The organism is Roseomonas sp. KE0001 (genome assembly GCF_016107285.1).
Classification (GTDB): Bacteria; Pseudomonadota; Alphaproteobacteria; order Acetobacterales; family Acetobacteraceae; genus Pseudoroseomonas.
The window spans coordinates 22,445-46,575 of the sequence record NZ_RCVQ01000001.1; the positions used below are offsets into that span (position 1 = coordinate 22,445).

At 71.8% G+C, this 24,131-nt stretch carries 19 protein-coding genes and 1 tRNA gene; 14 read left to right on the forward strand and 6 right to left on the reverse strand.

Annotation, left to right across the window (positions count from 1 at the left end; translation table 11 throughout):
- Positions 1-14: 14 nt before the first annotated feature.
- From D9598_RS00095 to D9598_RS00150, 12 genes are all read left to right on the forward strand, one after another.
- Entirely contained in the window at positions 15-1,610 is a 1,596-nt protein-coding gene (locus tag D9598_RS00095; protein WP_232476780.1) for an ABC transporter substrate-binding protein, read from the forward strand.
- 202 nt (positions 1,611-1,812) lie between these two features.
- Positions 1,813-3,201 (forward strand): signal recognition particle protein, encoded by a 1,389-nt coding sequence (ffh, locus tag D9598_RS00100; RefSeq protein ID WP_198364370.1) that lies wholly within the window; start codon positions 1,813-1,815, stop codon positions 3,199-3,201.
- A gap of 34 nt (positions 3,202-3,235) precedes the next feature.
- Positions 3,236-3,571 carry a 30S ribosomal protein S16 gene (gene rpsP, locus D9598_RS00105; RefSeq protein ID WP_198364371.1) on the forward strand — a complete coding sequence of 112 codons (336 nt, stop codon included), beginning with the start codon at positions 3,236-3,238 and terminating at the stop codon, positions 3,569-3,571.
- 27 nt (positions 3,572-3,598) lie between these two features.
- Positions 3,599-4,201, forward strand: a complete 603-nt coding sequence (gene rimM, locus D9598_RS00110) for a ribosome maturation factor RimM (protein ID WP_198364372.1) — start codon at positions 3,599-3,601, stop codon at positions 4,199-4,201.
- Positions 4,198-4,929 (forward strand): tRNA (guanosine(37)-N1)-methyltransferase TrmD, encoded by a 732-nt coding sequence (gene trmD / locus D9598_RS00115; RefSeq protein WP_198364373.1) that lies wholly within the window; start codon positions 4,198-4,200, stop codon positions 4,927-4,929. Before rimM ends, trmD begins: the two co-directional genes overlap by 4 nt.
- Positions 4,930-4,976: 47 nt before the next feature.
- Entirely contained in the window at positions 4,977-5,351 is a 375-nt protein-coding gene (gene rplS, locus D9598_RS00120; protein WP_198364374.1) for a 50S ribosomal protein L19, read from the forward strand.
- A gap of 171 nt (positions 5,352-5,522) precedes the next feature.
- Positions 5,523-6,953, forward strand: a complete 1,431-nt coding sequence (gene leuC, locus D9598_RS00125; protein WP_198364375.1) for a 3-isopropylmalate dehydratase large subunit — start codon at positions 5,523-5,525, stop codon at positions 6,951-6,953.
- Positions 6,954-6,956: 3 nt separating this feature from the next.
- Entirely contained in the window at positions 6,957-7,580 is a 624-nt protein-coding gene (gene leuD, locus D9598_RS00130; RefSeq protein WP_198364376.1) for a 3-isopropylmalate dehydratase small subunit, read from the forward strand.
- Between the two features lie 55 nt (positions 7,581-7,635).
- Positions 7,636-8,748 carry a 3-isopropylmalate dehydrogenase gene (gene leuB / locus D9598_RS00135; RefSeq protein ID WP_198364377.1) on the forward strand — a complete coding sequence of 371 codons (1,113 nt, stop codon included), beginning with the start codon at positions 7,636-7,638 and terminating at the stop codon, positions 8,746-8,748.
- Between the two features lie 60 nt (positions 8,749-8,808).
- Positions 8,809-8,885, forward strand: a tRNA-Arg gene (locus tag D9598_RS00140).
- 395 nt (positions 8,886-9,280) lie between these two features.
- Complete coding sequence (locus tag D9598_RS00145) at positions 9,281-9,466, forward strand: hypothetical protein (protein WP_198364378.1); 186 nt, start codon at positions 9,281-9,283, stop codon at positions 9,464-9,466.
- A 148-nt stretch (positions 9,467-9,614) separates the two neighbouring features.
- Entirely contained in the window at positions 9,615-11,183 is a 1,569-nt protein-coding gene (locus tag D9598_RS00150) for an ABC transporter substrate-binding protein (protein ID WP_198364379.1), read from the forward strand.
- Between the two features lie 18 nt (positions 11,184-11,201).
- Here D9598_RS00150 and D9598_RS00155 read toward each other — a convergent pair whose 3' ends face one another.
- From D9598_RS00155 to D9598_RS00165, 3 genes are all read right to left on the reverse strand, one after another.
- Complete coding sequence (locus D9598_RS00155; protein WP_198364380.1) at positions 11,202-12,449, reverse strand: aminotransferase class III-fold pyridoxal phosphate-dependent enzyme; 1,248 nt, start codon at positions 12,447-12,449, stop codon at positions 11,202-11,204.
- Between the two features lie 66 nt (positions 12,450-12,515).
- Positions 12,516-14,684 (reverse strand): thiamine pyrophosphate-dependent enzyme, encoded by a 2,169-nt coding sequence (locus D9598_RS00160; protein ID WP_198364381.1) that lies wholly within the window; start codon positions 14,682-14,684, stop codon positions 12,516-12,518.
- Positions 14,685-14,751: 67 nt separating this feature from the next.
- The gene (locus D9598_RS00165) at positions 14,752-15,474 is read right to left on the reverse strand and encodes a GntR family transcriptional regulator (protein WP_232476781.1); all 723 of its coding nucleotides are present in this window, start codon (positions 15,472-15,474) and stop codon (positions 14,752-14,754) included.
- Between the two features lie 175 nt (positions 15,475-15,649).
- On the opposite strand from D9598_RS00165, the gene D9598_RS00170 reads away from it, so the two are divergent.
- Both D9598_RS00170 and D9598_RS00175 read left to right on the forward strand, forming a co-directional pair.
- Positions 15,650-17,953 carry a penicillin acylase family protein gene (locus D9598_RS00170; RefSeq protein ID WP_198364383.1) on the forward strand — a complete coding sequence of 768 codons (2,304 nt, stop codon included), beginning with the start codon at positions 15,650-15,652 and terminating at the stop codon, positions 17,951-17,953.
- A 48-nt stretch (positions 17,954-18,001) separates the two neighbouring features.
- Positions 18,002-19,585 carry an ABC transporter substrate-binding protein gene (locus D9598_RS00175; RefSeq protein WP_198364384.1) on the forward strand — a complete coding sequence of 528 codons (1,584 nt, stop codon included), beginning with the start codon at positions 18,002-18,004 and terminating at the stop codon, positions 19,583-19,585.
- A gap of 19 nt (positions 19,586-19,604) precedes the next feature.
- On the opposite strand, the gene D9598_RS00180 is transcribed toward D9598_RS00175, so the two are convergent.
- The 3 genes from D9598_RS00180 to D9598_RS00190 all read right to left on the reverse strand — a co-directional run bounded on the left by D9598_RS00180 (position 19,605) and on the right by D9598_RS00190 (position 24,098).
- On the reverse strand, positions 19,605-21,020 hold the full coding sequence (locus D9598_RS00180; RefSeq protein WP_198364385.1) for an amidase: 1,416 nt from the start codon (positions 21,018-21,020) through the stop codon (positions 19,605-19,607).
- Positions 21,021-21,036: 16 nt separating this feature from the next.
- Positions 21,037-22,398, reverse strand: a complete 1,362-nt coding sequence (locus D9598_RS00185; protein ID WP_198364386.1) for an aspartate aminotransferase family protein — start codon at positions 22,396-22,398, stop codon at positions 21,037-21,039.
- 152 nt (positions 22,399-22,550) lie between these two features.
- A complete protein-coding gene (locus D9598_RS00190) occupies positions 22,551-24,098 on the reverse strand; it encodes a YdiU family protein (RefSeq protein WP_198364387.1) in 1,548 nt (515 codons plus the stop codon).
- Positions 24,099-24,131: the final 33 nt, after the last annotated feature.

Below are 24,131 nucleotides of genomic sequence, written 5' to 3' on the forward strand. Positions count from 1 at the left end.
TTCGGAGAGCCTCCTTGACCCATTCCCGCCGCGCGGCCCTGCTCGCCCTGCCGCTGCTTCCCGCCCTGATGCTGGCCGGGGCGCCCGGCGCCGCGGCGCAGCCCGCGCCGAAGAGCGTGCTGCGCGTCGCGCCACATGCCGACCTGAAGTCGCTCGACCCCGTGCATGGCTCGATCCTGATCACCCGCATGCACGGGCTGATGATCTACGAGACGCTCTTCGCCTGGGATTCGAAGCTGCAGCCGCAGCCGATGATGGTGCAGGATTACAGCGTCTCGGACGACAAGCTGGTCTGGACCTTCCGCCTGCGCGAGGGGCTGAAGTTCCACGATGGCCAGCCGGTGACGACGAAGGATGTCATCGCCTCGCTGAAGCGCTGGATGGCGCGCGACACGGTCGGCGTGAAGCTTGCCGAATACACCGCCGCGCTGGAGGCGGTGGACGGGCGCAGCTTCACCCTGCGGCTGAAGACGGCGACGGGCATGGTGCCCTTCGCCCTCGGCTCCGGCGTCGGCCAGATCCCGGTCATCATGCGCGAGAGCGATGCCCTGACCGACCCGATGAAGCCGGTGACGGAGACCGTCGGCAGCGGCCCGTTCCGCTTCAACCGGGGCGAGTGGCAGAGCGGCGCCCGTGTCGTCTATGACCGCAACCCCGACTACGTGCCGCGGGCCGAGCCGCCGGACGGGCTGGCCGGGGGCCGGGTGGTGAAGCTCGACCGCGTCGAATGGGTGATCATGCCCGATGCGGCGACGGCGGCGGCGGCGATCCAGACCGGGGAGATCGACCTCTGGGAACAGCCGAGCCAGGACCTGGTGCCGGTGCTGGCCCGGAGCCGCGACGTGAAGGTCGAGACCTATTCCAGCCTGCCCGGCCAGGCGATGCTGCGCCCCAACCACCTGCACCCGCCCTTCAACGACCCGCGCGCGCGGCTGGCGCTCGCCTATGCCACCGACCAGGCCGACTTCCTGACCGCCGGCTTCGGTGACGAGAAGTGGTGGAGGCGCTGCGACTCCTACTTCGTCTGCGGCAGCCCGAACGGCACCGAGGCCGGCGCGGCGGGCTATGCGAAGCCCGATCTGGCGACCGCCCGCCGCCTGCTGGCCGAGAGCGGCTACAAGGGCGAGCGGGTGGTGCTGACCTCGACCTATGACATCGCGCCGATCGGCCGCATGGCCGAGGTGGCGGCGGAATCGCTGCGCAAGGCCGGGTTGAATGTCGACCTGCAGTTCTCCGACTGGGGCACGGTGACGACCCGGCAGCAGAACCGCGGCACGCTCGACCAGGGCGGCTGGAACCTCTTCGTCACCTTCGCCTCCGGCGCCACCATGCAGTCGCCGATCACCAATATCGGCACCAACATGGCCTGCGAGCGCGCCTGGGCCGGCTGGCCCTGCGATGCCGAGGCGGAGCGGCTGCGCAACGGCGTGGTCGAGGCGGTGGACGCCGCCTCGCAGAAGGCGGCGACCGAGGCGCTGCACCGGCGGCTGGCCGAGGTGCAGCCCTACCGGGTGCTCGGCCAGTACGACCAGCCCTATGCCCGGCGGAGCAATGTCTCGGGCGTGCTGACGGCGCCGATCCTGGTCTTCTGGAACATCGAGAAGAAGTAGCCGGCGCGGGCCGGTGGCGGAGGGGAGGGCGGTTCCGCTTGACCCCCCGCCGCCGATCCCCTACATCGCCCCGGCCCGGGCCTGTGCCCGGTCATCATGGTCGGCCGCCTCCCGGAGAGGCCCGGCTCCGTCGCTCCGCGAAGGCTCGCGCAGCGGCGCGTTTTGTTTTGGGCGCTCGGCAGGGCGCCGGCAGTGAGGGCGGATGTTCGAGGCGCTTTCGGGCAAGCTGAACGGGGTGTTCGACCGGCTGCGCCGCCGTGGCGCGCTGACCGAAGCCGACGTGGCCGAGGCCTCGCGCGAGGTGCGCATCGCCCTGCTGGAGGCCGATGTCGCGCTGCCGGTGGTCAAGGACATCGTCGCCAAGGTGCGCGAGCGCGCCGTCGGCGCCGATGTTATCCGCTCCGTCTCGCCGGCCCAGCAGGTCATCAAGATCGTCAACGACTGCCTGGTCGAGGCGCTCGGCGGCGGCGAGGGGGTGGAGCACGTCCCCGGCCTCAGCCTGGCCGCGGCGAGCCCGGTGCCGATCCTGATGATCGGCCTGCAGGGCTCGGGCAAGACCACCACCTCGGGCAAGATCGCGCTGCGGCTGCGCACGCGCGACAAGAAGAAGGTGCTGCTGGCCAGCCTCGACGTGCACCGCCCGGCGGCGCAGCTGCAGCTGGAGACGCTGGCGCGGCAGGCCGGCGTCACCTCGCTGCCGATCGTGCAGGGCCAGACCCCGCTGCAGATCGCCGAGCGCGCCATGAAGGTGGCGCGCGGCGAGCTTTACGACGTCGTCATCCTCGACACCGCCGGCCGCCTCTCGATCGACGAGGCGCTGATGGCGGAGGTGGCCGAGGTCAAGGCCGCGGTGCGGCCGCATGAGAGCCTGCTGGTCGTCGATGCCATGACCGGCCAGGACGCGGTGCAGACGGCGCGCGTCTTCAACGAGCGCGTCGGCCTCACCGGCATCGTCATGACCCGGATCGACGGCGATGCGCGCGGTGGTGCCGCGCTGTCCATGCGGGCCGTGACCGGCGCGCCGATCAAGCTGCTCGGCGCCGGCGAGAAGCTGGACGCGCTGGAGGATTTCCACCCCGACCGCATCGCCAGCCGCATTCTGGGCATGGGCGACATCGTCTCCCTGGTCGAGCGCGCCGCCGAGACGATCGACAAGGCCGAGGCGGAGAAGCTCGCCGCCAAGATGCAGAAGGGTCAGTTCGACCTGGAGGATTATGCGGCGCAGCTGAAGCAGATCGGCAAGATGGGCTCGCTGTCCGGTATCCTCGGCATGCTGCCGGGCATCGGCAAGCTGAAGGGGCAGATCGACGAGGCCAAGCTCGACAACAGCATCCTGAAGCGCCAGGCGGCGATCATCGGCAGCATGACGCCGAAGGAGCGCCGCAGCCCGGAGATCCTGAAGGCCTCCCGCAAGCGGCGCATCGCCGCCGGCTCCGGCACCTCGGTGCAGGAGGTCAACCGGCTGCTCAAGCAGTTCGACGACATGTCCGCGATGATGAAGCGGATGAACAAGCTCGGCCAGAAGGGCCTGATGCGCGGCGGTCTCGGCGCGCTCCTTCCTGGCATGGGGGGCGGCAAGCGCCCCTTCTGAACCACCGACGACACCCACTACGGAGCCAAAGATCATGGGCCTGAAGATCCGCCTCGCGCGCGCCGGCGCCAAGAAGCGCCCCTACTACCACATCGTGGTGGCCGACAGCCGCTCCCCGCGCGACGGCCGCTTCATCGAGAAGGTGGGCAGCTACAACCCGATGCTGCCCTCCGACCACGCCGAGCGCGTGCGCCTGTTCGACGAGCGCATCAAGCACTGGCTGAGCAACGGCGCGGTGGCGACCGACCGCGTGGCGAAGTTCCTCGGCCGCGCCGAGCTGGCGCCGATGCCGGTTTTCCGCGAGCAGCCGAAGCAGGCCGCGCCGAAGAAGAAGGCGCAGGAGCGCGCCGCCGCGGCCGCCGCGGGCTGAAGTCCGGGCGGCTGATCGTCACGCGCCATGGGCAGCAAGCGTATCCTGGTGGGGGAGATCGGACGGCCGCACGGTGTGCGGGGCCTTGTCCGTGTCCAGTCCTTCACCGCCGACCCGGCGGCCATCGCCGCTTACGGCCCGCTCTCCGACGAGAGCGGCGGGACGCGCTTCGTGCTGCACTGGCTGAGTGGCGGTCTGGCGCGCATCGAGGGCGTCGCCGACCGCGAGGCCGCGGCGAAGCTGACCGGCACCCGGCTCTATCTGGCGCGCGACCTGCTGCCGCCACCGGAGGAGGAGGAATTCTACCTCGCCGACCTGATCGGCCTCGACGTCCGCGATGCGGAGGGTCGGGCGCTCGGCCAGGTGCGGGCGGTGGAGGATTACGGTGCCGGCGCCTTCCTGACCGTCGCCGCGGATCAGGGGCGGGAGCTGCTGCTGCCCTTCACCCGGGCCGCCGTGCCGGTGGTGGATCTGGCCGGGGGCTTCCTTGTCGCCGCGCCGCCCGAGGCGGTGATGGCGGCGCCGGAAGCCGAGGCCGGCGCGCCGCCGGAGCCGCTGCAGTCGCTGCCGCGCCGGCAGGACGCGCCGCGGCGCAGCGGGCCGCGCGGCGTGCGGGGGGGCGGCGCGTGAGCTGGCACGCCACCGCGCTCACCCTCTTCCCGGAGATGTTTCCGGGCACGCTCGGCCATTCCCTGGCCGGCCGCGCCCTGCGGGAGGGTCTCTGGCGCCTGGACACGCTGCAGATCCGCGACTTCGCCACCGACCGCCACCGCAGCGTGGACGACACGCCCTGCGGCGGCGGCGCCGGGATGGTGATGCGGCCGGACGTGGTCGATGCCGCCTGCGCTGCCGCCCTGGCGGAAGGGCCGGCCCGCCCGCTGATCTACCTGACCCCGCGCGGGCGCCTGCTCGATCAGGCGCTGGTGCGGGAGCTGGCGGCGGGGCCGGGCCTGGTCCTGGTCTGCGGCCGCTACGAGGGCCTGGACCAGCGGGTGATCGAGGCGCGCGGCCTGCGCGAGGTCTCGGTGGGCGACTTCGTGCTCTCGGGCGGCGAGCCGGCGGCGCTGGTCCTGCTCGATGCCTGCGTGCGGCTGCTGCAGGGCGTGATGGGCGGGGCGGAGAGCGCCACCGAGGAAAGCTTCGCCGAGGCCGCGGCGCCGCTGCTCGAATACCCGCACTACACCCGCCCGGTGGAGTGGCAGGGGCGGCGGGTGCCGGAGGTGCTGCTGTCCGGCCACCACGCGGCGGTGGCGCGATGGCGGCGGGAGCAGGCGGAGGCGGCGACGCGCGAACGGCGGCCCGACTTATGGGCCCGGCGGGGCGGCCCGCATGGCCGGCTTGTTGAGACACAGGATTGAACGGGCGGCCCGCGCCGCCTAAACGGATTGACGAGAGGATTTTTGCCATGAACCTGCTGCAGCAGTTCGACACGGAACAGAAGGAGCGCCTGCTCTCTGCCCGTGCCGTGCCCGAGTTCGCCGCCGGCGACACCGTCCGCGTGATGGTGAAGGTGGTCGAGGGCGAGCGCACCCGCACCCAGGCCTATGAGGGCGTGGTGATCGCCCGTTCCAACAAGGGCCTGCACAGCAACTTCACGGTGCGTAAGCTCTCCTACGGCGAGGGCGTCGAGCGCGTCTTCCCGCTCTACAGCCCGAACGTGGCCGAGATCGCCGTGCTGCGCCGCGGCAAGGTGCGCCGCGCCAAGCTGTATTACCTGCGTGGCCGGACCGGCAAGTCCGCCCGCATCGCCGAGAAGGCCGCTCCGCGCGCCAAGGAGTGAGCCCCTTGCCTCCGCCATCGGGGATCGCAACCTGATGGCGGGAGCCGGTCCCCGAGAGGGGCCGGCGCCGGCCCTGGGGTCTCGGCCCCCGGGCGAATGGCTACCCGGGCGGTATGGGCCCCAGCCCCGCGCCGCGCGGGCATGAACCACCTGCCACGAGGAAACCACACGATGTCGGCCACGAAGCCGCGGACGCTGTACGACAAGATCTGGGACGCCCATGTCGTCGAGACACTCCCGGACGGCACCGCGCTTCTCTACATCGACCGGCATCTCGTGCATGAGGTGACCAGCCCGCAGGCCTTCGAGGGGCTGCGCATGGCCGGCCGCTCCCTGCGCCGCCGCGAGGGCACCATGGCGGTGGTCGACCACAACATCGCCACCGACGCCTCCCGCTACACCGGCATCGAGGACCCCGAGAGCCGGCTGCAGGTCGAGACGCTGGAGAAGAACGTCAAGGCCTTCGACGTTCCCTATATCCCGCTGACCGACGCCCGCCAGGGCATCGTGCATGTCATCGGGCCGGAGCAGGGCCTCTCGCTGCCCGGCATGACCATCGTCTGCGGCGACAGCCACACCTCGACGCATGGCGCGATGGGCGCCCTGGCCTTCGGCATCGGCACCTCCGAGGTCGAGCATGTGCTCGCCACCCAGACCCTGCTGCAGAAGCGCGCCAGGAACATGCGCGTGACGGTGGACGGCACCCTGCCGCCGGGCTGCACGGCGAAGGACATCGTGCTGGCCATCATCGGCAGGATCGGCACGGCGGGCGGCACCGGCCATGTCATCGAGTTCGCCGGCTCGGCCATCCGCGCGCTCGACATGGCGGGGCGCTTCACCGTCTGCAACATGTCGATCGAGGGCGGCGCCCGCGCCGGCATGATCGCGCCGGACGAGACGACCTTCGAGTACATCAAGGGCCGCCCCTTCGCGCCGCAGGGCGAGATGCTGGAGCGGGCCATCGAATGGTGGCGCAGCCTGCCGACGGATGAGGGCGCGGTCTTCGACAAGGAGGTGGTGCTGGACGCCGCCGAGATCGTGCCGATGGTCTCCTGGGGCACCAGCCCCGAGGACGTGCTGCCGATCACCGCGACCGTGCCGGACCCCGAGAGCGGGCAGGACGAGGCGCGCCGGGCGCAGCTCCGCCGCATGGTCGAGTACATGGGCCTGACGCCCGGCCAGAAGCTGACCGATCTCAAGGTCGATGTCGTCTTCATCGGCTCCTGCACCAACAGCCGCATCGAGGACATGCGCGCCGCCGCCGAGATCGTGCGCGGCCGCCGCGTGGCCGAGGGCGTGCGCGGCATGGTGGTGCCGGGCTCGGGCCTGGTGAAGCAGCAGGCCGAGCGCGAGGGGCTGGACGCCGTCTTCCGGGAGGCCGGCTTCGAGTGGCGCGAGGCGGGCTGCTCGATGTGCCTCGGCATGAACCCGGACAAGCTGACGCCGGGCCAGCGCTGCGCCTCCACCTCGAACCGCAATTTCGAGGGGCGGCAGGGGCCGGGGGGGCGGACGCATCTCTGCTCGCCGGCCATGGCCGCCGCCGCCGCCATCACCGGCCACCTCACCGATGTGCGCCAGCTCGCCGCCCAAGGGAGGCACTGATCCATGGACGCCTTCACCACCCTGACCGGCATCGCCGCGCCGCTGCCGATGGCCAATGTCGATACCGACAAGATCATCCCGGCGCGCTTCCTCAAGACCATCGAGCGCACCGGCCTCGGCAAGGCCGCCTTCGCCAATCTGCGCTATCGCGAGGATGGCAGCGAGAATCCGGACTTCGTGCTCAACCAGGAACCCTACCGCCGGGCGGAGATCCTGATCGCGCACGAGAATTTCGGTTGCGGCTCCTCGCGCGAGCACGCGCCCTGGGCGCTGCTGGATTTCGGCATCCGTTGCGTCATCGCGCCCGATTTCGCCGATATCTTCCACAACAACAGCTTCAAGAACGGCATCCTGCCGGTGAAGCTGCCGCGCGAGATCTGCGATCAGTTGATGGAGGATGCGCGCATGGGCGAGAATGCGCGCCTCACGATCGATCTGGAGCGGCAGGTGGTGGTGCGCCCGAACGGGGAGGAGATCCCCTTCGAGATCGACCCGCTGCGTCGCCACCTGTTGCTGAACGGGCTCGACGATATCGGCCAGACCATGCAGCGTGCCTCGGCCATTGATGGCTATGAGGCGAAGCGGCGCGCGGCGCAGCCCTGGCTGTACCAGGACGCCGCCGAATGAGGGTGGCCCGCCGGCTGGCGGCGGGCCCGGAGAGGAAGAGGGACGAGACACGCCCATGTCGGCCAACAAGAAACTGCTGGTTCTCCCCGGCGATGGTATCGGCCCCGAGGTCATGCGCGAGGTGCGCCGCGTCATCGAATGGATGGACCGGCGCCGGCATGTGAGCTTCGCGCTCGAGGAAGGGCTGGTCGGCGGCGCCGCGCTGGATGCCGAGGGCTCGCCCTGCCCGGATGCCACGGTGGAGCGCGCGCTGAACGCGGATGCCGTGCTCTTCGGCTCGGTCGGCGGCCCGAAATGGGATGGCCTGCCCTTCGAGAAGCGGCCTGAGCTCGGCATCCTGCGGCTGCGCAAGGAGCTGGGTCTCTTCGCCAATCTGCGTCCGGCGCTCGTGCTGGAGCCGCTGGTCGATGCGTCGAGCCTGAAGCCCGATGTGGTGCGCGGGCTCGACCTGATGATCGTGCGCGAGAGCACCGGCGGTATCTATTTCGGCGAGCCGCGCGGCGTCGAGACGCTGCCCAACGGCAAGCGGCGCGGCATCGACACCGAGGTCTATACCGAGGACGAGATCGCCCGCGTGGCGCGCGTCGCCTTCGACCTGGCGCGCAAGCGCACCGGCAAGATGACCAGCGTCGAGAAGGCGAATGTCATGCAGTCGGGCCGCCTCTGGCGCGCCGTGGTGAGCGAGGTCGGCAAGTCCGAGTATCCGGATGTCGAGCTGAGCCACATGTATGCCGACAATTGCGCGATGCAGCTCTGCTCGCGGCCGAAGCAGTTCGACGTCATCGTCGCCAGCAATCTCTTCGGCGACCTGCTCTCCGATCTCGCCGCGGCGCTGACCGGCTCCCTCGGCATGCTGCCCTCGGCCACGCTGGGCGCGCCGGATTCCTCCGGCCGCCGCCACGCGCTCTACGAGCCGGTGCACGGCTCCGCGCCGGACATCGCCGGCAAGGGCATCGCCAATCCCTGCGCCCAGCTGCTGTCCTTCGCCATGCTGCTGCGCTGGTCCTTCGGCATGGAGGAGGATGCGGCGATGATCGAGCAGGCGGTGGAGAAGGTCCTGGCCGGCGGCCTGCGCACGGCCGACATCATGGGCCATGGCACCGCGCGCGTCGGGACCAGTGTCATGGGCGATGCGGTGCTGCGCGAGCTGGACAAGCTGGCCGCGTAACGACGCAAAAATGCCTCTTGCGCGGGGGAAGGGCCTCGGTTATTCCCCCGCCACTGGCCAGCGCCCGTAGCTCAACTGGATAGAGCGCTAGACTACGGATCTGGAGGTTAGGGGTTCGAATCCTCTCGGGCGCGCCAGAAATTCCCCGAAATACTGATTCAGTGCCGGTTTCTTCCGGTTTGCGAGTTTCGGTGGATTTGGTTTGCAAGCCGCCGTTCTCCATTCGGGCCATGGCGGCCTGGACCAGGCGCGGCTGTTCCGCCGCCCGCGTGTATCTTTCCACCTCCGACAATGTGCGATGGCCGGTGATGGCCGCGATCTGATGGATGGCCGCTGCGGCCTCTGCCAGGCGTCGCGCCGCTGTCCTGTCGTATCAGGAAGGTGATCCGGTCGGATGGCACATGGGCCAGCTCGACCGCCAGGGCCGGATGCATGGGGATCTGCAGCGGGGTTCCCGCTTGACCTGCCGCACCTCGATCACGCCGTTGCGGAGATGCCGCCGCCCTGCTGGGTGCGATCAACGCCGAGGCCTATGACCAGCGCGACAAGCTCTCCGGCGACGCGGCGGCAGCTGATCCGCTGGGTCGAGGATGCCGTCTATTGGACGACCAAGGGCGCGGCCACGGCGCCGGCGGGCAAGGAGACCGATCCGCTCAAGGCGCTGCTGGCGATCCACGACTGCCTCACCGACGCGCCGACCCTGCCGGAGCCGGACTGAGGGCACCCGGAGGCCGCGCCTAGTCAGGGGCCCGGACTGTCTGCCCTCCGATGATATATCATATGTTGCAAGAGGGCATCGATGGCCTAGGATGAGCGCAGAGGCACCGGGGCCGTCAGGAACCGCCCCGGCAGACAGGGGGATGTCCATGTTCGAGCTGAGCACCACGCGCCGCGGTCTTCTCCGGGCGGGCGCCGTCGCCATGCCCGCGCTTCTCGCCGCGCCGCGCCTGGCGCGCGCCGCCGGTTCCATCACGGTGATGCTGGAATCCGAGGTGGTGGTCCTCGATCCCCATGCGATCACGGCCGCGATCACGCGCAGCTTCGGCTATCATGTCTTCGACACGCTCTTCGCCCAGGATTCCGGCGGCACGGTCCGGCCGCAGATGGCGGAGGGCCACACCGTCTCGGCCAACGGGCTGGAATGGCGCTTCACCCTGCGCGACGGCCTGGCCTTCCACGACGGCGCGCCGGTGACGGCCGAGGACTGCGTCGCCTCCCTGCGCCGATGGGCCTCGCGCGACAGCCTCGGGCGCATGCTGCTGGCGGCGATGCGGACGATGCGGGTTGAGGATGCGCGCAGCTTCAGCATCGACCTGAAGGAGCCGTTTCCGCTGATGCTGGAGGTGCTGGGCAAGCCGAACGCCCCGGTGCCCTTCATCATGCCCGCCCGCATCCTCCCCGCCGGCGATGCGCGCATCACCGAGATCATCGGCTCCGGCCCCTTCACCTTCGCGCGCGACCAGTGGCGCACGGGCGACCGGATGGTGCTGCGGCGGAACGCGCGCTACGTCCCGCGGGCCGAGCCGGCGGACTTCCTGGCCGGCGGCAAGGCGGTGAGGATCGACGAGCTGGTGCTGAAGACCATGCCCGATGACACCACCGGGGTGAACGCGCTCATCGCCGGCGAGATCGACTACATGCAGTACCTGCCCTTCGACTTCCTCGACCTGCTCGGCCGCAACCGCGACCTGCGGCTGATGGAGCTGAAGGGCATCGACATGTTCCAGGGCAATTTCCGCCTGAACCATGCAAGCGGCCCCTTCGCCGATCCCGCCGTGCGGCGGGTGATGTGGAAGCTCGTCGACCAGAAGGAGATCCTGGGCGCCATCGGCATTCCGCCGCGCTTCCGGGTGGAGAACTGCCCCTCCTTCTGGATGTGCGACGCGCCGCTGGAGACCGCCGCCGGCGTGGAGGTCGCGCGCTTCGATGTCCGGGCCGCGAAGGCGGAGCTGGCGCGCACCGGCTACAAGGGCGAGCCGGTGGTCATGCTGGAGGTCTCCGGCTCGATCTCGCAGACCGCCGGGCATGTGCTGGCCGAGAACATGAAGCAGGCCGGCTTCGTGGTGGACGAGCAGGTGATGGACTGGGGCACGGTGCTGGCGCGCCGCGCCCGGCCGGACGGCTGGAGCCTGTTTCCGGTCTATGCCAATGGCGTGGACATGGTATCCCCGCTGAACCACTTCTACGTGGCGAACAACTGCTCCGACTATCCCGGCCGGAGCTGCGACGCGCGGATCACCGCCCTGCTGGCGGACTTCGCGCGCGCGCCCGATGCGGCGGCGCGCCGCAGGGTGGCCGAGCGCATCCAGCGGGTCGCCTACGAGCTGGTGCCGAGCGTGATGTGGGGCCAGTTCTCGCGTCCGGCCGGATACCGCGCGCGGTTGCGGAACCTGATCCAGTCGAGCTTCCCGCTGTTCTGGCAGGTGGAGCTGTAGGGCGCGCTGGCCCGCCGGCTAGCTGCTGGCCACCGCCTGGAACCCGGCCTCCGCCGCCTCCAGCGCGCGGTCGATATCCTCTTCCGTGTGCGCGCAGGAGAGGAACATGTTGTGGCGGGGGTGGAAGTAGGCCCCGTGCCGCAGGGCCGTGGCGCAGAAGGCGTCGCCCTTCGCCCAGTCCGGATCGTTGTCGAAGGTCATCAGCGGCATCTGCGCCGGCCCGGTCTGGCGGACGGGCAGCCGGTACCGGCGCGACAGGGCGTCGAGCCCCGCGCGCAGGCGCTCGCCCATGGCGCGCATGTGGGCCGGGCCGTCGAGGCGGCGCAACTCCAGGATGGTGGCCACGGCGGCCGCCATGGGCACGGCGCCGCACCAGAAGGAGCCGGTGGTGTAGACCTCGGTCGCGGCCTGGCGGAAGCGGTCCCGCCCGGTGACGGCGGCGAGCGGATGGCCGTTGGCGATGGCCTTGCTGAAGGCGGAAAGGTCGGGGCGGACACCGAGCGGCTCCCAGGAGCCGCCGAGATCGATGCGGAAGCCGGCGCGCACGTCGTCCAGGATGAGGGCGGCGCCGGTCGCGTCGCACAGCGCGCGGAGGTGGCGCGCGAATTCAGGCGTGGGCAGTTCCTGGTGGCGACCGAAATCATGGCGGAACGCCGTGACGATCACCGCGGCCAGATCGCCTTTCGCGGCCTCCGCGGCGGCCTCGAGGCTGGCGGTGTCGTTGTAGTCGAAGGGGAGGATATGGGCGCGGTCCTCCGCCGTGACCCCGGCCAGCGAGGGGGAGCACCAGGGCACCGCGCCATGATAGGAGCCGCGGGCGACCAGCACCTTGCGCCGGCCGGTTGCGGCGCGGGCAATGGTGACGCAGGCCGTGGTGGCGTCGGTGCCGTTCTTGGCCAGGAGCGCCCAGTCGGCATGGGCGACGGTGACGACCAGCAGCTCCGCCAGCTCGACCAGCACCGGGGCGGGGCCGTTCATGCAGTCGCCCTGCCCGGCCTGGCGGCGCGCGGCGGCCTCCACGGCGGGATGGCGGTGGCCGACAACCACGGGGCCCCAGGCGCACATGAAGTCGATGTACTCGCGCCCGTTGACATCCCGCAGGCGGCAGCCCTCGGCCGAGGCGAAGTATTGCGGATATCCCTCGGGCAGCCTGGCCGCGTTCAGATGACCCCAGAGGCCGCCGGGAATGACAGCGCGGGCGCGGGCACGCAGGGCATCGTCCGGCGGGATGGCGCCCGGCTTCGCGGGGAGGAGAGCCTGCGACATGGGAAGGATCCTTGGCTGCGTTTATTTTGATATATCATATTTCAATGCCGGGCGGGAAGGGGCCCCTCACGCCGTCAGCCGCCGCAACGCGGCCTCGATGCCGGCGGCATCCCCCAGCGCCGCGAGATTGAGCGGGCGCGAGACGACGGGGGCGGCCGCGCCGCCGGTGACGCGCAGGATCTCCGTGTCCAGCCAGTCGAAGCAGCGCTCCTGGATCTCCTGCGCGATGCGCGCGCCATGGCTGGTGCCGCGCGCCGTCTGCTCGGCGATCAGCACGCGGTTGGTGCGGCGGATGCTGGCCTCGATGGCGGGCCAGTCGAGCCCGCCGGGATCGAGGCTGCGGAGATCGAGGATCTCGGCGTCCACGCCCGCCGCCTCGGCGGCCCGGAGGCTGGCCGGCACCATGGTGGAATAGGTGAGCACGGTGCAGGCGCGGCCCGGGCGCGCGGTGCGGGCGCGGCCGAGCGGGACGATGTAGTCCAGGTCGTCCTTCGGCACCGGGCCGGTGGTCTGGAACAGGTCCTGATGCTCGATCACCAGCACCGGGTCGTCGCAGCGGAGCGCCGCGTTCATCAGGCCGATGTAGTCGTGCGGGGTGGAGGGCGAGACGATCCGCCAGGCCGGGTAGAGCGCGAAGAGGGCCGAGGGGTCCATCGAGTGCTGCGAGCCATAGCCCGCCTGCGGCGAGACGCGGGCGCGCACCACCACCGGCACGCCGAAGCCGCCGCCGAACATGTGCGAGAACTTGCCAATGCCGTTGAACATCTGGTCGGCCGCGACGATGCAGAAATCGCCGAACATGATGTCCACCACCGGACGCAACCCGCAGACGGCGGCGCCGAGCGCCATGCCGGTGAAGCCGTTCTCGCAGATCGGCGTGGGGAAGACGCGTTCGGGGAAGCGTTCCATCACGCCGCGCGTGGAGCCCGAGACGCCGCCGCGCAGCCGGTGCACATCCTCGCCGATGACGACGATGCGCGGGTCCCGCTCCATGTTGCGCAGCAGGGTGGCGGCGATGGCGTCGATATACTTCATCTCCGCCCGCGCCCCGGCCGGCACGGAGGCCGCCTCCAGCACGCGCGCGCCGGCCAGTTCGGAGAGGTCGCCCCGGATGCCCTTCTCGATCTCGGCCGTGCCGGGGAAGGCGCCGGCGCGGATCTGAAGGGTGTTGGAGTCGCGCGGCACCTCGGTCAGCGCCGCGGCGGCCTCCGCCACCATGCGGGTCGCGCGCGCATCGAGGGCGGCAAGCCCGGCCTCGTCCAGCACGCCCAGGGCCTTCAGCCGGGCGGGCATGGTCGCGAGCGGGTCGCGGGCCTGCCACGCCGCCTCCTCCTCCCTGCCGCGGTAGCCGAGCTGGCTGCCCAGCAGCGGGCCGCTCTGGTGCAGGAAGCGGTAGAGGATGGCCTCGACGAAGACGGGGCCGCCGGTCTCACGGATGGTCCGCACCGCCCATTGCATCGCGCGACGCACGGCGACGAGGTCCATCCCGTCGCATTCCACCGAGGGCACGCCGAACATGGCGCCGCGCGTGGTCAGCCGCGTCTCCCGCGTCTGCTCCCGCACATGGGTGGAGACGGCGTAGAAATTGTTCTCCAGGAAGAAGATGACGGGAAGGTTGTAGAGCGCGGCGAGGTTGATGGCCTCCATCGACTGGCCGGCCATCAGCGTGCCATCCCCGAAGAAGGCGACGGAGACCTGCTCGCGCCCCAGCACCTTGTCGGCCAGGCCGTAGCCCACGGCATGGGGCAGGTTGCCGCCGATGATGGCGCTGGTGCCGACGATGCCGGCGGGGGCCCAGCGCATGTGCATGGAGCCGCCACGCCCGCCGCAGAAGCCTTCCGCGAGGCCCATGATCTCCGCCATGGCGCGGCGGACGAGGTCGCCCGCCGGCGCCACGGGCGCGTCGCGGCGCGGATCGTAGCCATCGGGCAGGGCGCTGTTGACCAGCTTCGCCAGGATCTGGTGATGCGCGCGGTGCGTGCCGTTCAGCTTGTCCCCTGTGCCGAGCACCGACATGGCGCCGACCGCGCCGGCCTCCTGGCCGATCGAGGCATGCGCCGGGCCATGGACGAGCCCCTGGCCGTGCAGCTCCAGGATCTTCTCCTCGAAGCGGCGGATGAGCAGGAGCTGTTCCATCCAGCGGGCGAGGGCGGCGGGATCCTCCGCCGCCCAGTCCGCATCGTCGACCTCCAGCCGGAACCAGGGGGTGTCGGTGGCGATGGGGATGCGCTGCATGATCGGACCTGTTCCTCTCTGGCGCCCGGACGGCGCCGTGTTGGCGGAGGCCCTATTCGCCCCGGGCTCAGGGCGGGGCCGTCCAGGCGGTGTCGCGTTCCTGGCGGCCGAGAAGTGCGACGAGGTTGGCGCCGCCCTCCATCAGGTCCGCGCGGAGGGCGGCGCGGGTCGCCTCGGGGTCGCGCGCGCGCAGGCCCTCGATGATGTCGAGGTGCCGGTGGCGGCCCGGATAGGTCGGCCGCGCCTCGGGGTAGAGGAAGGCGTGCATCGGGCCGTTGCGCAGCCAGATGCTCTCGATCAGCGACAGCAGCTCCGGCATGGCGGCGGCGGCGTAGAGGGTGTGGTGGAAGGCCCAGTTGGCGCGGTTGGCGGCGGTGGCCTCCTCCGCCGCCTCGGCCGCGGCCAGGGCGGCATGGGCGCGCTCCAGCGTCCCGAGGTCGCCCGGGGTGATGCGGAGCGCGGCGGCCTCGGCGGCCAGGCCCTCGAGCTCCAGGCGGATGGTGCGGAGCTCGAGATACTGCTGCAGGCTGAGACCGGCCACGGTGATGGAGCGGGCCGCCTCCAGGCGCAGCGCACGCTCGCGGGCGAGCTGCACCACAGCCTCCCGCACCGGCGTCTCGGACACCTGCATGGCGGCGGCCAGGTCGCGGATCTTCAGGCGCTGGCCGGGACGCATGCGGCCCTCGAACAGGGCCGTGCGCAGCTCCTCGTAGACGCGGCCGGCCAGGTTCTCCCGGCCGACCGGGGCGACGAAATCGAGCACGTTCGTCGCTTCGGGCATGGTCTTCATGGTCCTGTCTTCCATCGCCGCGCCGGCCGTTCCCCCGTCCCGGCTTCCGCGCGCCTTATGGCGCTCCGGCGACCTTCGCGCCATCGGCGAGGCGATGCTGTCGAAACATAGTATTTGATATATCGACAATGGCCGCAAGTCGGTTCCAAACTCCCCCGAACAGGGGAGAATGGACATGGATGTCGTGGACGCGCGCAGGCTGCGGGCGGCGCTGCCGCCGCTCGAGGGCGTGCTGGAGGTGCCGGGACTGGCTGCGCCGGTGGAGATCCTGCGCGACGCCCATGGCATTCCGCATCTGCGCGCCGGCCCGACCGGCGATGCCTGGTTCGCCCTCGGCTTCGTGCACGCGCAGGACCGCCTGTTCCAGATGGAGCTGACACGGCGGCGCGCGCTGGGGCGGGCGGCCGAATGGCTCGGGCCCGGTGCCGCGGAGGCGGATATCCTGGTCCGCCGGCTGGGGATGGAAGCCGCCTGCCGGCGCGACCACGCGGCGCTGGGGGAGGCGGCGCGGGCGATGCTGGAATCCTACGCCGCCGGCGTGAACGCCTTCCTCGCCTCGGACGCGCCGCTGCCGGTGGAATACGCGCTGCTGGAGGCGCGGCCGGAACCCTGGGAAGGCTGGCACAGCATCGCGGTGATGCGGCGGCTGGGCCTGTTGATGGGCTCCGTCTGGTTCAAGCTCTGGCGCGCGGCGGCGCTGCCGGTGGTGGGCGCGGCGCGTGTCGGGGCGCTGCGCTACGACGATGGCGGGCGCGACCTGCTCTGCATCCCTCCCGGGGCGAAGGCGGCGCGCTTCGAGGCCGAGCTGGAGGTGCTGGCGCCGGCCATCCGCGCGCTGCTGGAGTCGCTCGGCCTGCAGGGGGACGAGACCGGCGGGGGCAGCAACAACTGGGCGGTGGGCCCCGCCCGCAGCGGCACCGGGCGGCCGGTGCTGGCCGGCGACCCGCACCGGGTCTTCGAGATCCCGAACATGTACGCGCAGCACCACGTGGCCTGCGACGCCTTCGACATGATCGGGCTGACCGTGCCGGGCGTGCCGGGCTTCCCGCACTTCGCGCAGAACGGGCGTGTCGCCTATTGCGTGACGCATGCCTTCATGGACATCCACGATGTCTTCCTCGAACGCTTCGAGGCGGATGGCGCGCGGGTGATGCAGGCGGGCGAGTGGGTTCCCGCCCGCCGGCGCGAGGAGACGATCGCGGTGCGCGGCGAGGCGCCCCGCCGCTTCGAGGTGGTGGAGACACCGAACGGCCCGGTGATCGCGGGCGATGCGCGCCACGGCACGGCCCTCTCGCTGCGCTCGGTGCAGTTCGCGGAGACGGACCTCTCCTTCGACTGCCTGCCGCGCATGACGCGCGCCACGAATGTCGAGGACCTGTTCGAGGCGACACGCGGCTGGGGGCTGATCGACCACAACCTGGTCGCCGCCGACACGGAAGGGCATATCGGCCACCTGGTGCGCGCGCGCGTGCCGCGCCGGGGGCGGCAGAGCGGCTGGCTGCCGATGCCGGGATGGACGGGGGAGCACGCCTGGCGCGGCTGGATCGCGCATGACGACATGCCGCGGGCGATCGACCCGGAGGAGGGCCTGATCGTCACCGCCAACAACCGCGTGGTGGCCGATGACCACCCGGACTATCTCTGCACCGACTGCCATCCGCCCTACCGCGCGGCGCGCATCCTGGAACGGCTGCGCGGGACGCCGGGCTTCGGGCCGGAGGACGCGGCGGCGATCCATGGCGACACGCTCTCGCCCAACGCGCTGCTGTTCCGCGAGCGGCTGGCCGCGCTGGCGCCGCTCGAAGGCGAGGCGGAGGCCTTGCGGCAGCGCCTGCTGGCCTGGGACGGACGGATGAGCGCCGACGCCACGGCACCCACCGACTATGTCGCGCTGCGTCGGGCCCTGACGCGCATCCTGGCCGAGCGCAGCGGCCTCGGCGGCGCCGGGGGCCATCCCTGGCTGGCGGTGGCGCCGGGCGTCGCGCCGATGAACCAGCTCTGGTGGACGCTGCCGAACCTGCTGCGACGGGATGACGCCGCGCTGCTCGATGGATGGCGCTGGGAGGAGGCGATCGGCGCCGCGCTTCGCGAGGTGGCGGGCGCCGCGGAGCAGCCCTGGGGCGAGACGCATCGGCCGCGCTTCGCGCATCCCCTCTCCGCCCTCTTCCCCGCGGCGGCGGCGCTGCTGGACCCGCCCGCCCTGCCGATCGGCGGCGACAACGACACGGTGCTGGCGAACGGCCTGCTGGCCGCTTCCGGCCCGGCCGCCGGATACGGCGCGCTGGCGCGCTACGTCTTCGATGTCGGGGACTGGGACAACAGCCGGTGGGTGGTGTTCCATGGTGTCTCCGGCCGTCCGGGCAGCCCGCACTACGCCGATCAGCATGCCGACTGGGCGGCGGCCCGCATGGTGCCGATGCTCTACGGGTGGGATTCCGTCCGCCAGGCGGCGCGGTCGCGCCAGGTGCTGCGGCCGTGAATGGCGCCCGGCTGCCCCGCATGACGAACGCTCGGGAGAGAGAGAGACATGAAACGTCGTGAGATGCTGGCCTTTCCGGCCGCGGTGCTGGCCGCGCCCTCGGTCGTCCGGGCCCAGGGGACGGCCGGCGCGCGGAGCCTGCTCCGCTTCGTGCCCCAGGCGGACCTGGCCCTGCTGGACCCGGTCTTCAACATGGCGCTCGTCACGCGCAACCATGCCATGATGGTCTATGACCAGCTCTACGGTCTCGACGAATCCTACGAGCCGCGCCCGCAGCTCGCGGCGGGCCATGTCATCGAGGATGAGGGGCGGCGCTGGCGCATCACGCTGCGCGAGGGCATCACCTTCCACGACGGCACGCCGATCCGCGCGGCCGATGCCATCGCCAGCATCGCGCGCTGGAGCCAGGCGGATGTGCTGGGCCAGAACATCCGCGCCATCACGGAGGAGATGGTCGTCGTCTCGGACCGGGTGTTCGACATCCGGCTGCGCCGGCCCTTCCCGCTGCTCGCCGCCGCCCTGGCCAAGCCCTCCTCCTTCTGCCCGGTGATGCAGGAGCGCCTCGCCCGCAACCCGCCCTCGACACAGGTGACGGAGATCGTCGGCAGCGGCCCGTTCCGCTGGGTCGCGGCGGACCGCATGGCCGGGGTGCGGGCGGCCTATGAGCGGTTCGAGGGCTATGTGCCGCGCGACGAGCCGCCGAGCTTCCTCGCCGGCGGCAAGCGCGCCCATCTCGACCGGGTGGAATGGCACACGCTGCCCGACGCCTCGACGGCGGCGGCCGCCCTGCAGCAGGGCGAGGTGGACTGGTGGGAACAGCCGACGCCCGACCTGCTGCCGCTGCTGCGGCGCAACCGCAACATCCGGCTGGAAGTGAAGGACAGGACCGGCTCCATGTCCATGATCCGCTTCAACCACCTCCAGCCGCCCTTCGACAATCCGGCCATCCGCCGCGCCTTCCTGCCCGGCATCCGGCAGGCCGACTACATGACCGCCGTGATGGGCGAGGACCGGGCTCTCTGGACCGATCGCTGCGGCTTCTTCCTGCCCGGCAGCCCGCTGGCGACGGAGGCGGGGCTGGAAGCGATGGACGGCGCGCCGGACCACGAGCGGGTGAAGCGCAACCTGGAGGCCGCCGGCTACCGCGGCGAGCGGGTCGTCTTCGTCGTGCCCACGGACAATGCCCGGTTGAACGCCATGAGCGAGATCGCCGGCGACATGTTCCGCCGCAGCGGGGTCAACCTGGACTACCAGACCGGCGACTGGGGCACGATCGCGGGTCGGCTGACCAATCGCGGCCCGCTGGAGCAGGGCGGCTGGAGCGTCTGGTGCAACACGATCCCCGGCATCATCGCCACCAGCCCGGCCACGCAATCCTACCTGCGCGGGCCGGGACGGGCGGGCACCTACGGCTGGCCGGACCTGCCGAGGATCGAGGCGCTGCGCGACCGGTTCATGGACGCGGAGGACCCGGCGGAGCAGAAGCGCCTCGCCGAGGCGCTGCAACGCCAGGCCTTCGAGGATATCCCCTACCTGCCGACGGGCGCCTTCACCCAGCCCACCGCCTTCCGCGCCACTGTCACCGGCATGCTCAACGGCTTCCCGATCTTCCACAACATCCGCAAGGGATGATCCTGGGCCCGGCCGCCGGTCATTCCCGCCGCGCCAGGGGCGGCCGGCGGTCGGCCCAGGGGCGCGCCTTCTCGAACAGCGCGGAGGCCTGCAGCACGCCCAGATCGTCGAAGCGCCGCCCCACGACCTGCAGCCCGACCGGCAGCCCCTCGGCGGTGAAGCCGCAGGGCAGGCTCGCCGCCGGGTTGCCGGAGAGGTTGAAGGGATAGGAGAACTCCGCCCAGGCCAGCCAGTCCCAGGCATGCTCCGGCCAGTCCGCGGGGCGCAGGCGCGGCAGCGGGAAGGCGGGCACCGAGACGGCGGGGGTGAGCAGCAGGTCCACCTCCTCGAAGAAGCGGTGGATCTGCGCGACATAGGCGTATTTGCGCGGGCGCATGCGCTGGTACTCGGACAGGCTGTGGGTCAGCCCCTGCTTCACGCAGGCGACCAGGCCGGGGTCCATGCGCGCCGCCCAGTCGGGCAGCAGGGGCGCCAGCCGCGTCAGGTGCGAGGACCAGAAGAAGCGGCCGATCTCGGGGCCGAGCGGGCCCCAGCCCGGCGTCACCTCGACGAGCGCGGCGCCGGCGGCGGCGGCCAGATCCTCCGCCGCCTTGCGCGCCAGCCGCGCCACCTCGGGATCGACACGGGCATGGCCGAGATCGGCGCTGTAGGCGATGCGCAGGCCCGCGCGCGGCTCGTGCAGCCGCCCGGGATAGTCGGCCGGCGCCGCCTCGAGCGAGGTGTGGTCCCAGGGATGCGGCCCGGCCATGACCGAGAGCATCAGCGCCGCATCGGCGACGGTGCGGGTCATCGGGCCGACATGCGAGGCGTAGTCGCCGCCATTGACCGGATAATAGGGCACGCGCCCGAAGCTCGGCTTCATCCCGAAGATGCCGCAGAAATGCGCCGGCATCCGCACCGAGCCCGCGCCGTCGCTGCCCTGGTGCAGCGGCCCGAAGCCCGCCGCCGCCGCCGCGCCCGCCCCGGCCGAGGAGGCGCCGGCGTTGTAGCCATGCCTCCAGGGATTGTGCGTCTCGCCGGTCAGCGGACTGCGGCTGACGCCGGTCCAGCCGAATTCCGGCGTCGTCGTCCTGCCGAGCGGCATCGCCCCCGCGTTCAGCAGCCGCGTGACGACGGGCGCGTCCTCGGCCGGCACCACGCCCTCCTGGGTGAGCGAGCCGCTGCCCATGCGCAGCCCCCGCATCACCGTCAGGTCCTTGATGGTGACCGGCACGCCGTGCAGCGGGCCGGTGGCCTCGCCGGCCATGACGGCGCGCTCGGCCTCCCGGGCGGCGGCCAGGAAGCGCTCCGGCAGAAGCTCGCTGAAGGCGTTGATGCGCGGCTCGCAGGCCTCGACCTGGTCCAGCACGGCCCGGGCGATCTCCACCGGGGACACCGCCTTGCCGCGCACCAGCGCCGCCATCTCCACCGCCGGGAGCCAGTTCAGTTCCGTCATGCCGTTCTCTCCGGGTTCACGCATGGGCCGGGGACGGGGCCTTGGCCTGCCGCGCCGCCTCCGTGAAGGCCGTGCCGGCCTCGGTGATGTCGCGCGCGTCATGCGCCAGCGAGACGTAGATCTTGCCCTCGCTCTTGAAGACGCCCCGCGCGCGCAGGAAGGCGTTGAAACGCCCGCTCATCGCCTTGTCGGTGTCGAGCATGCCGCGATGCTCGGTGATGGTGGCGCGCGTGGTGAAGACGGCGTCGAACATCGGCGGCTCGCCCAGGATCAGGGCCGGGATGCCGGCTTCCGCCAGGGCCTCGCGCAGCGCCGCCTGCAGGGCGCGCCCGGTGGCGAAGATCCGTTCATAGGCGCCGGGGCGGCGCAGGATCTCCAGCGTGGCGAGGCCGGCCGCGGCGGCCACCGGATTGCCGCTCAGCGTGCCGATCTGCGGCAGGAAGGCATCCCCCGCCCGGGCGCGGTCGAAATGCGCCATGATCTCCGCCCGGCCGGCGATGGCGGAGAGCGGATGGCCGCCGCCGATCACCTTGCCCAGCGTGCAGAGGTCCGGGACCACGCCGTAATACTCTTGCGCGCCGCCATAGGCGAGGCGGAAGCCCGTGACCACCTCGTCGAAGATCAGCAGGATGCCATGCTCGGCGGTGAGGTCGCGCAGGCCCTGCAGGAAGCCGGGACGCGGCGGGATCAAGCGCTGCATCGGCTCGACGATGACCCCGGCGATCTCGTCGTGATGCGCGGCGACCAGTGCCCGCGCCGCCTCCAGGTCGTTGTAGGGACAGACCAGCATCTCGCCGCGCAGGCTGTCGGGAATGCCGGCGGAATCCGCGACCGGCGTGGCGGAATTGCCGGGCGCGGCGGACCAGAGGCTCATCAGCGCATAATCGCTCATGCCGTGATAGCCGCCCTCGAACTTCAGGATCTTCGGGCGGCGGCGATGGGCGCGGGCCAGGCGCATCGCATAGGCATCGGCCTCGGTGCCGGTGGAGGCGAAGCGCACCTGCTCGGCGCAGGGCACCGCCGCGACGATGGCCTCCGCCAGCCGGATGCCCGGCTCGTTGCTGGCGAAGAAGGTGGAGCCGCGCCCGAGCTGCTCGATCACCGCCGCGTTCACCTCGGGATGCGCGTGGCCCACCAGCATGGGGCCCGAGCCCAGCAGGAAGTCGATGTAGTCTCGGCCCTCGGTATCCCGGACGCGGCCGCCGCGGCCCTCGCGGATGACGATCTCCCCCGCCATGTTGCCGAAGCCGCCACCCGGGAGGATCCGCCGGGCCGTCTCGGCCAGGTCGGCAGGAGACAGGTCGGCAGGAGACAGGTCGGCGGGAGGCATGCCGGGGAGGGGCATGCCGGGCGGGGAAGCCGGGCGGGGGTCGGACATGGCGAGGGATGCTCCGTTCGAATGGAGCCGCTTTGGACCGGCCAGCCTCCCGGCGCGGCCGATGCCGCGACTGTTACCGCGCCGAGGCTATGGTCCGGGGCGCCCTCTGTCCACCACCCCCCCCGCCTGGGGCGCCGCGCGGGAGGCGGCCGTCAGGTGCCGCAGAAGGTGCGCTCGACGCGTTCCTCCGGCTGGGGCGGCAGCATCAGCGCGCGGTGCTCCGGCTGGTCGTCGAAGGGACGGGACAGGACGCCGAGCAGGGTCTCGAAGGGGCCGAGGTCGCGTTGCCAGATCGCCGCCCCCAGCGCCGCCTCGACCCGGTGGTTGCGCGGGATGAAGGCCGGGTTGGCGGCGCGCATCGCGCCCGCCCGCGACGCCGGCGACAGGGGCTCCTGCGCCAGCCGGGACCGCCAGCGCGCCAGCCAGGCGGCGGCCGGCTCGCGCTCGGCGAAGAGCGCGAGAAAGGCCTCTTCGCCGCCGGCCCCGGCCGCATCGGCCCCGGCGGTGTCGGCCAGGGCGGTGTCGGCCAGGGCGGTGTCGGCCAGGGCGGTGTCGGCCAGGGCGCGGAAGGCGAGGGTGAAGTCGGCCTGCTGCGCCGCCATCAGGTCCAGCAGGGCCTGCATCGTCTCCGCATCGTCCCGCCGCGCCGAGAGCAGCCCGGTCTTGCGGCGCAGGCCTGCCAGATAGGCCGCCTCGAAAGCGGGGCCGAAGCCGGCCAGGGCCTCCTGCGCCGAGGCGATGGCGGCCTCCTCCTCCTCGTCGAGCAGGGGCAGCAGGGCCTCGGCCAGCCGCGCCAGGTTCCAGTGCATGGCGCGCGGCTGGTTGCCGTAGGCATAGCGGCCGCCGAGGTCGATCGAGGAGAACACCTTGCCGGGCTCATAGGCATCGAGGAAGGCGCAGGGGCCGTAGTCGATGGTCTCGCCGGAGATGCTGGTGTTGTCGGTGTTCATCACGCCGTGGATGAAGCCGAGCAGCAGCCATTGCGCCACGAGGGCAGCCTGCCGGGCCACCACGCCGTCGAGCAGGGCGCGGGCGGGCCGGGGCGCCCCGGCGGCCCCCGGATCGTGGCGCGCGATGGCATAGTCGGTCAGCCGGCGCAGCGCCGCGACATCGCCCCGTGCGGCGAAGAACTGGAAGCTGCCCACGCGCAGGTGGCTCGAGGCGACGCGGGCCAGCACGGCGCCGGGCAGCGGCGTCTCGCGCAGCACCGCCTCGCCGGTCGAGACGGCCGCCAGGGCGCGGGTCGTGGGCACGCCGAGCGCCGCCATAGCCTCGCTGACCAGATATTCCCGCAGCACCGGGCCGAGCGCCGCCCGCCCGTCCCCCCGGCGGGAGAAGGGGGTGGGGCCGGACCCCTTGAGCTGGATGTCGCGCCGCAGCCCGTCGCGCCCCACCACCTCGCCCAGCAGGATGGCACGGCCATCGCCAAGCTGGGGCACGAAGCCACCGAACTGGTGTCCGGCATAGGCCATGGCCAGCGGCTCCGCGCCTTCCGGCACGGCATTGCCGGCCAGGATGGCGACGCCCTCGGGGCTCGCGAGCGCCTCCGGGTCCAGGCCGAGCAGCTCGGCCAGCGGCCGGTTGAGGCGGATCAGCCGTGGCTCGGCCACCGGGGTCGGCGCCAGCCGCGCGTGGAAGCCTCCGGGAAGGCCCCCCGGCAGGCGGGCGAAGCTGTTGTCGAAGGCGAAGCGCGGGGTCATGCGAGGCTAGATCGCGACGCGCGCCGCCAGCCG

Bases quoted from the DNA above. Each gene is read 5' to 3' on its own strand.
- leuC (WP_198364375.1), top strand. From the start codon at position 5,523: ATGTCGGCCACGAAGCCGCGGACGCTGTACGACAAGATCTGGGACGCC.
- D9598_RS00145 (WP_198364378.1), top strand. From the start codon at position 9,281: ATGACCAGCGCGACAAGCTCTCCGGCGACGCGGCGGCAGCTGATCCGC.
- leuB (WP_198364377.1), top strand. From the start codon at position 7,636: ATGTCGGCCAACAAGAAACTGCTGGTTCTCCCCGGCGATGGTATCGGC.
- D9598_RS00150 (WP_198364379.1), top strand. From the start codon at position 9,615: ATGTTCGAGCTGAGCACCACGCGCCGCGGTCTTCTCCGGGCGGGCGCC.
- D9598_RS00165 (WP_232476781.1), bottom strand. From the start codon at position 15,474: ATGAAGACCATGCCCGAAGCGACGAACGTGCTCGATTTCGTCGCCCCG.
- rpsP (WP_198364371.1), top strand. From the start codon at position 3,236: ATGGGCCTGAAGATCCGCCTCGCGCGCGCCGGCGCCAAGAAGCGCCCC.
- D9598_RS00185 (WP_198364386.1), bottom strand. From the start codon at position 22,398: ATGTCCGACCCCCGCCCGGCTTCCCCGCCCGGCATGCCCCTCCCCGGC.
- D9598_RS00155 (WP_198364380.1), bottom strand. From the start codon at position 12,449: ATGTCGCAGGCTCTCCTCCCCGCGAAGCCGGGCGCCATCCCGCCGGAC.
- rplS (WP_198364374.1), top strand. From the start codon at position 4,977: ATGAACCTGCTGCAGCAGTTCGACACGGAACAGAAGGAGCGCCTGCTC.
- D9598_RS00170 (WP_198364383.1), top strand. From the start codon at position 15,650: ATGGATGTCGTGGACGCGCGCAGGCTGCGGGCGGCGCTGCCGCCGCTC.
- D9598_RS00160 (WP_198364381.1), bottom strand. From the start codon at position 14,684: ATGCAGCGCATCCCCATCGCCACCGACACCCCCTGGTTCCGGCTGGAG.
- ffh (WP_198364370.1), top strand. From the start codon at position 1,813: ATGTTCGAGGCGCTTTCGGGCAAGCTGAACGGGGTGTTCGACCGGCTG.
- D9598_RS00180 (WP_198364385.1), bottom strand. From the start codon at position 21,020: ATGACGGAACTGAACTGGCTCCCGGCGGTGGAGATGGCGGCGCTGGTG.
- D9598_RS00175 (WP_198364384.1), top strand. From the start codon at position 18,002: ATGAAACGTCGTGAGATGCTGGCCTTTCCGGCCGCGGTGCTGGCCGCG.
- rimM (WP_198364372.1), top strand. From the start codon at position 3,599: ATGGGCAGCAAGCGTATCCTGGTGGGGGAGATCGGACGGCCGCACGGT.
- D9598_RS00190 (WP_198364387.1), bottom strand. From the start codon at position 24,098: ATGACCCCGCGCTTCGCCTTCGACAACAGCTTCGCCCGCCTGCCGGGG.
- leuD (WP_198364376.1), top strand. From the start codon at position 6,957: ATGGACGCCTTCACCACCCTGACCGGCATCGCCGCGCCGCTGCCGATG.